General features: G+C 73.0%; 9 protein-coding genes. 2 read left to right on the forward strand and 7 right to left on the reverse strand.

Annotated elements, in window-relative coordinates:
• The 7 genes from CCN39_RS18920 to CCN39_RS51085 form a co-directional block, all read right to left on the reverse strand.
• Positions 1 to 338, reverse strand: a 338-nt coding sequence (locus CCN39_RS18920) for a PAS domain-containing protein (protein WP_143264076.1), incomplete at its 3' end; no start/stop codon positions are given.
• 43 nt (positions 339 to 381) lie between these two features.
• Positions 382 to 768, reverse strand: a complete 387-nt coding sequence (locus CCN39_RS18925; RefSeq protein WP_244210863.1) for an ATP-binding protein — start codon at positions 766 to 768, stop codon at positions 382 to 384.
• A 71-nt stretch (positions 769 to 839) separates the two neighbouring features.
• Entirely contained in the window at positions 840 to 1487 is a 648-nt protein-coding gene (locus CCN39_RS18930; RefSeq protein WP_086843773.1) for a response regulator transcription factor, read from the reverse strand.
• Positions 1488 to 1614: 127 nt separating this feature from the next.
• Entirely contained in the window at positions 1615 to 2079 is a 465-nt protein-coding gene (locus CCN39_RS18935) for a DUF6292 family protein (RefSeq protein WP_086843775.1), read from the reverse strand.
• Between the two features lie 79 nt (positions 2080 to 2158).
• Positions 2159 to 2866, reverse strand: coding sequence for an RraA family protein (locus CCN39_RS18940; protein WP_086843777.1), 708 nt, complete (start codon positions 2864 to 2866; stop codon positions 2159 to 2161).
• Positions 2867 to 2875: 9 nt separating this feature from the next.
• Positions 2876 to 3199: a divalent-cation tolerance protein CutA gene (gene cutA / locus CCN39_RS18945; protein ID WP_086843779.1), complete on the reverse strand. Its 324-nt coding sequence runs from the start codon at positions 3197 to 3199 to the stop codon at positions 2876 to 2878.
• 116 nt (positions 3200 to 3315) lie between these two features.
• Positions 3316 to 3870 carry a hypothetical protein gene (locus CCN39_RS51085; protein ID WP_208630268.1) on the reverse strand — a complete coding sequence of 185 codons (555 nt, stop codon included), beginning with the start codon at positions 3868 to 3870 and terminating at the stop codon, positions 3316 to 3318.
• A 164-nt stretch (positions 3871 to 4034) separates the two neighbouring features.
• On the opposite strand from CCN39_RS51085, the gene CCN39_RS18955 reads away from it, so the two are divergent.
• Together CCN39_RS18955 and CCN39_RS18960 are read left to right on the forward strand one after the other, a co-directional pair.
• Positions 4035 to 5441, forward strand: a complete 1407-nt coding sequence (locus tag CCN39_RS18955) for a PI-PLC domain-containing protein (protein WP_086843781.1) — start codon at positions 4035 to 4037, stop codon at positions 5439 to 5441.
• A 56-nt stretch (positions 5442 to 5497) separates the two neighbouring features.
• A partial coding sequence (locus CCN39_RS18960) for an FAD-dependent monooxygenase (RefSeq protein ID WP_086843783.1) occupies positions 5498 to 6389 on the forward strand: 892 nt, incomplete at its 3' end.

Raw genomic sequence — 6389 nt, forward strand, 5'->3', positions numbered from 1 at the left:
ACCTTCCCGAACCCGTGCAACCGGCCCTGCTCGTCGTACAACGCCGTGATCACCACGTTCGCCCAGAACCGGGTACCGTCCTTGCGCAGCCGCCACCCCTCGTCCTCCAGCCGCCCCTCCGCGACGGCGACCTCCAGCTCCCGGGCCGGCTTCCCGGCAGCGATGTCCTCCGCCGGGTAGAACACCGAAAAATGCCGCCCGATGATCTCCCCGGCCGCATACCCCTTGATCCGCTCGGCACCCGCGTTCCAGCTCTCGATGCGGCCCCCGGTGTCCAGCATGAAGATCGCGTAGTCCAGCACACCCTGCACCAGCAGCCGGAACCGATCGTCGTCCATGCGGCAACTCTGCCGGATCGGCGTCCGCCCGGCACGACAGTGGTCAGCCCGCGAACTCGGCGGACGGGACGGGCAGGACGCACCAGACCACCTTCCCGCGGCCGTGGGGCGAGGTCCCGCGCACCCTGGACAAGCGGTCGACGAGGGCGAGACCCCAGCCACCGTCCAGCCCCGCGGGACGCCGCACCGGGGGCGCCGGGCTGTCGTCGAACACCTCGACGCGGACGTCCGCGCCGTCCACGCTCAGCCGCAGGACCGGGTCGCCGGCCCCGTGGCGCAGGGCGTTCGTCGCGAGTTCGGTGACGACCAGCAGCGCGTCCTCGATCGCGACCCCGCCGGCCCAGGCCAGCAGGGTGAGACGGGTGAACCGGCGCGCGGCGGCCAGGTCGGTCAGCGCGCACTCCGCGGTGAGCGGGGCAGGGGTGGGCACACCGCAAGCCTGCTCGAAGCGGCCCGGGCGGCGCGAGATGCAAAAGCCCTCACGCGACTGGTGCAGCTGCATCAGTCGATGAGGCCCTCCCGGCGGGCCACCGCGACGGCTTCGAGCTTCGACCGCGCACCGAGCTTTTCCAGCACCCGCTGGACGTGGTTGCGCGTGGTGTTGCGGGAGACGCCCAGCCGCCGGCCGATCTCGTCGGTGGTCGCGCCTTCGGCGAGCAGGTCGAGGGTCTCGCGTTCCCGCGCGGTCAGCGCCGCGCCCCCGCCCGGCCCGCGGCCGGTGAGCCGGTCGAAGACACCGGGCAGCAGCTCGGGGTCGAAGACGACCCCGCCGGCGGCGACGTCCCGCACGGCGGATTCGAGCACGCCGAGCTGGGAGGACTTCAGCAGCAGCCCCGCGCCGCCCGCCTTGGCGACCTGCACGGCGACCGCGGGCGTCGCGTCGCCGGTCAGCACCAGCACCCGCGCCCCGCCCGAGCCGAGCTGCGCGATCACACCGAGGGCGTCCCCGTCGGCGAGCCGCCGGTCCAGCACCACGACGTCCGGGGCGTGCCCGACCACGTCGGTCACCGCCTCCGCCCGGGACCGGGCCCGCCCGACCACGGTGATCCCCTCGGCCCGGTCGAGGGCCAGCTGCAGTGCCTCGGCGACCATGTCGTGGTCCTCCACGAGCAGGACACGGACGGGTCGGGGCTCCTCGGCGCTGCTCACGGTGTTCCCTCACTCCGGTGGCTGTGACAACCGGGGCTTCGCCCCGAGGCCGGGGGCTTCGCCACCCGGACCCCCGAAAGCGGTGTGACCGCCCATCCTAGGCGCCCGGGTGCGGGGCCGCCGCCGGTCACCAGGCCGGGGAGCTCGGCCGCAGCAGTCCTTCGGGACCGGTGACCGGCAGCCAGTCGACGAGGTCCTCGTGGTGCCCCGCCGCCCGGAACACCGGCGGCCGGAACGAGCCGGCGGGCGGCCCGGCGGTCCGCAGCACCTCGAGGAACCGGGCGACCGCGCGCGGCGGGGGCAGGACCTCCGGGCCGCCGAGGTAGGCGAGCAGCTTCGCCGCGCCGCCACCCGCGGGCTCGACGACCGCCGACCAGCCGTGCACCTCGTCCCAGATCAGGGCGAGGTCGTGCCCCGGCAGGTCCGGGAGCGTGCGATCGAGGGCGACGTACCCCGAGGCGGGGACGTCGAGGTCGAGCGAGCACGACTCGAAGCCGACGCCGACCCCCCGGGCGACCCGGCCGAGGTAGGCACGCAGCCCCCGGGCGAAGTGGTACTCGATGTCCCGGCCGAAGCCGATGAGCGTGTTCATGGTTCCGCCTCCCGCGCCCCGCTGCAGGCCCGGAATACCCGATTCGGCGGGTGATCACACTTTCGTGTTCAGTGCGGGCTCATTCTTCGATGGCGCCGCCCACGGCCCGGAGATGCGCGCGGAAAGTCAACGACGGATTCGTTTCGCGCGCCGCAAGGAATTCACCGAACCGCACCTGCTGCCGCAACGGTTCGCCGCCGCGGATCCGGTCGGCCTGGCGGCGTTCGGTGTCGCGGATCCCTTCGGCGAGGGTGAACAGTTCACCCGCGCGGGCGAGCGGGACGAACAGGACGCCGTCGTCGTCACCCAGGACGAGATCCGCCGGGCCGATCCGCCACGTCCCGACGACCGCTTCGGCCAGCCCGCCGTCGACGCGCGGCCCCAGGCCGAGCGGGCCGGTCGGCAGCGAGCCGAGGCTGAACACCGGCAGCCCGATGGCGCGGATGTCCGCGGTGTCGCGGTGCAGGCCCCAGATCACGACACCGGAGAGCCCGGCGGCGCGCGCCTCGAGGACCACGAGGTCGCCGACGCAGCTTTCGTCCGATCGGCCGCCGTTGTCGACCACCAGCACCCCGCCCTCGGGGGCGTCCTCGAACGCTTCGAGGAAAACGTCGACGCTGCCGACGTGGCGGGCCGGAACGGCCGGGCCGAACAGGCGGCTGCCCGGCACCACCGCGCGCGTGGGGGCGGGCGCGCACCGCACCGGGAGCCCGGCGCGGATGCACGCGTCGGCGACGTGGGCGGTGGTCAGCGTCGCGAACCGCGGTCTGAGTGCTTCGTGCTCCATGCGCCGAATCTAGCCAGCGGTCTCCTCGCTCAGCCACGCCAGGTATTCGGCGCTGCCGCCGGCGATCGGGGTGGCGATGATCTCCGGGAGGTCGTAGCCGTGCAGCTGCCGGAGGCGTTCGGTGAGCGCGGGAACGCGGCCGGCGGTGGTCTTGATTTCCACCCGCCACTCCTGGCCGGTCTGCACAGCTCCGTCCCACCGGTAGACGCTGGTGATCGGGCCGACGATCTGGGCGCAGGCGCCGAGACGGGCGGCCACCGCCTGGGTGGCGAGCTCGCGGGCCGCCGCTTCCGAGTCCGTCGTGGACGTCACGATCACGTGTTCCGCAGCCATGCCGCCGAGGCTACCGGCGCGGTCACGGCGTCGTCTTCGTCTTCGGGCTCGTCGTGGTCGTCGGGGGTGGTGGTCTTGGTCGGCGTAGTGCGCCGCCGCGGCCTCGGGCTCGGTGATCAGGCCGACGCGGTCGATCCCGGCGCCGGCTCTCCGCGTCGCCGACGAGCACGCCGCCGTCGGCCCGCACCAGCACCACCGACGGGATGGCCGCCGTGCGAGACCATCTCGACGTGCCCGGCGCCGAGCCGCAGCAGGGGTTCGCAGCCCAGCTGCTCCCCGAAGGCCGGCAGTTCCAGCAGGCGCCGCCCGTCGGCGTCGACGCGGTCGGTGCGGGTTTCGATCAACTCGACCAGCCGCGGGGGCGCGCTCAGGGCGCCGCTCCACCGCCACACGCCGTCGGTCGCCGACAGCGCGGCGGTCTGCGGCCGGTCAGCTCGCCGACGTCGAGCCGCTCGGCGACGCGGCCCTTCGAGCAGGTGCGCGTCGTCGACGCAGAGCACCAGGCGGCGCCCTTCCGCGCCGGGGGTGAGATGGCCGGGACCCGGTTGGACCCGGTGGGCGCGGGCCGCCGTGCCTTCCGCCAGTGCGTGCGCGCCACCGTCGGCCCGCAGCACCTTGGCCAAGCGGGTCTTGCCGGCGAATCCGCACAGCAATTTGGCATAAATCGCCAAGCGGTGCGACAAAACCGACAAAGCAGACACTTGATCTGCGATTCCGTGAGCATTTTCCGGCTATTCTCCCGACACCGTGATCAACCGTTTTCGCGGAATTCAGGACAACACCTCGCCGGACGGCCAGGATGGGCAGGCCCGTTCCCCGAAGTGAGGATCCGAGGATGACCCGCTTGCCCGCGCTGGCCGTCTCCGCACTGGTGACCGCCGCGGTCCTGACCCCCGCCACGGCCCACGCCGCGAGCCCGCCGTTCACCGCGTCGGTGTTCCGCGCGACCCACAACAGCTACTCGGGAAACGTCGACGGCGCCAAGAACTCGCTCGCCTACCAGCTCGACCACGGCGTGCGGTTCCTGGAACTCGACGTGCACGACAACGGCTACGCCACCGCGCACGACTACGCCGTCGGGCACGACTCGCCCGGCAATCTCGTGGACCACGGCGGCGGCAACCCGGCGTCGAACAACCTGCGCGACTGGCTCGCCGTGGTGAACACGTGGTCGGCGCAGCACCCGGCCGCCGCCCCGATCGTCGTCATGCTCGACCTCAAGGACGACCTGACCGACAACCCCTCGTTCGCGGCGGGCAACCTGACCGCGCTCAACCAGGAGCTCGAGTCGGTGTTCGGCCCGCGGCTGCTGCGGGCGCGCGACTACCCGGCGGCGCAGCCGGACGTCGACGCGCTGCGCGGGCGCGTGCTGCCCCTGCTGTCCGGCGACGGCGGGTCCCGCACCGAGTACAAGCGGGACGTCGGCTACCACCCGGCCGTCGCGCTCAACGGCCGCGGCCAGGTCGTCGAGGTGCACGACTCCGGGGCCGGCGCGCTCTGGTACTGGACCGGGACCTACGGCGCCGACGGGCGGGTCACCTGGCTGCGGCACGGCAAGTACGACAGCGGGCAGACGCCGGCCGTCGCGCTCGCCGACAACGGCGACCTCGTCGAGGTCCACCAGTCGCAGGGCGCGACCACGCTCTGGTACCACGTCGGCAAGCTCGGCGCGGACGGCGAGATCACCTGGCAGGCGAGCCACCAGTACGACAACGGTGTCCTGCCGACCGTCGCCTTCACCGACGCGACACACCTGCGGGAGATCCACAAGAGCCAGAACAACAGCCAGAACTGGGCCTGGGACGGGGTCCTGGCGGGCACCACGGTGGCGTGGACCGGCAACGCCAAGACCTCGGACGCGCGGTTCGCCAAGGCGACGTCGAGCAGCGCCGGCCGCACGGTGTCGGTGTGGACCGGCGCGGACGGCCCGACCTCGGCGCAGACGCTGCGCGCCGACACCGACCGGGTGGCCGGCGACCGGATCCGTTACCGGCAGGTCGCCTTCGACGAGTTCCAGAAGGGCGACAGCGCTGAGCTCCAGCAGGGTGCGCTGTTCTACGGCGCGCCCGCGACGGAATCGGCGTTCATCACCTCGGCCCGGCAGGCGGGCAGGCTGGTCCGCGGCTGGGACTTCGACTCGGCGAGCCAGGCCACCGCTCCCCTGGCGAGCTACCCGGCGACCAACCACCCGTACGACAGCTGGTACCAGACGCTGCTGACGGACAACGGCGCCGTCCAGTAGGCCGCCGTCAGCGCTTCGCCAGGGACCGGTAAGCGGCCCTGGCGAAGCTCGGCGGCATGAAGAACCTGACCGTCCTGATCTCCGGCGCGAGCATCGCCGGCCCCGCTCTCGCCTGCCTGCTGACCCGCTACGGCTGCACCGTCACCGTCGTCGAACGCGCTCCGGCGCTGCGGCCCGGCGGCCAGGCCGTCGACTTCAAGGGCGACACGCACCGGACCGTCCTGGACCGGATGGGCATCCTCGGCGAGGTCCGGCGCCGGCAGACGGGCGGGCAGGACCAGACGATCGTCGACGCGGCCGGGCGCCCGCGGGCGGTGATTCCCGGTGAGTTCACCGGCGGCGACATTGAAATCCGCCGCGGTGAGCTGTCGGAAATCCTGTACGCGCACGCGGACTGCGAATACCTCTTCGGCGACACCATCACGTCCCTGGCCGAGACCTCGGACGGCGTCGACGTCACCTTCGCCCACGCGCAGCCGCGCCGGTTCGACCTCGTCGTCGGCGCCGACGGCATCCATTCGAACGTCCGCCGGCTGGCGTTCGGCCCGGAACGCGACTACGTGCGGTACCTCGGCCACCACTACGCGCTGGCCGAACTCGGCGAGGACCTCGGCGGCGGCGCCGCGGAGATGTACAACGAGCCGGGGCGGATGGCCGCGGTCGGCGGTCCGAAGGCGTCGGCGTTCTTCGTGTTCGCTTCCCCCGAGCTGGACTACGACCGCACCGACACCGGCCAGCAGCGTCAGCTGCTGGTGGACGCCTACCGGGGCGCCGGCTGGCGGGTGCCGGAGCTGATGGCCCGGATCCCGCAGGCCCGCGAGTTCTACCTGGACTCGCTCAGCCGGGTCACGATCGACCGCTACTCCCGCGGCCGGATCGTGCTGCTGGGTGACGCCGCCTACGGCAACACCCTCGGCGGCTTCGGGACCGGTTTGGCCGTCGTCGGCG

The organism is Amycolatopsis kentuckyensis, assembly GCF_002155975.1.
Lineage (GTDB): Bacteria > Actinomycetota > Actinomycetes > Mycobacteriales > Pseudonocardiaceae > Amycolatopsis > Amycolatopsis kentuckyensis.

Coding starts and splice junctions, on each gene's coding strand:
- CCN39_RS18935 (WP_086843775.1), bottom strand. CDS start 2,079: ATGAACACGCTCATCGGCTTCGGCCGGGACATCGAGTACCACTTCGCC.
- CCN39_RS18940 (WP_086843777.1), bottom strand. CDS start 2,866: ATGGAGCACGAAGCACTCAGACCGCGGTTCGCGACGCTGACCACCGCC.
- cutA (WP_086843779.1), bottom strand. CDS start 3,199: ATGGCTGCGGAACACGTGATCGTGACGTCCACGACGGACTCGGAAGCG.
- CCN39_RS18955 (WP_086843781.1), top strand. CDS start 4,035: ATGACCCGCTTGCCCGCGCTGGCCGTCTCCGCACTGGTGACCGCCGCG.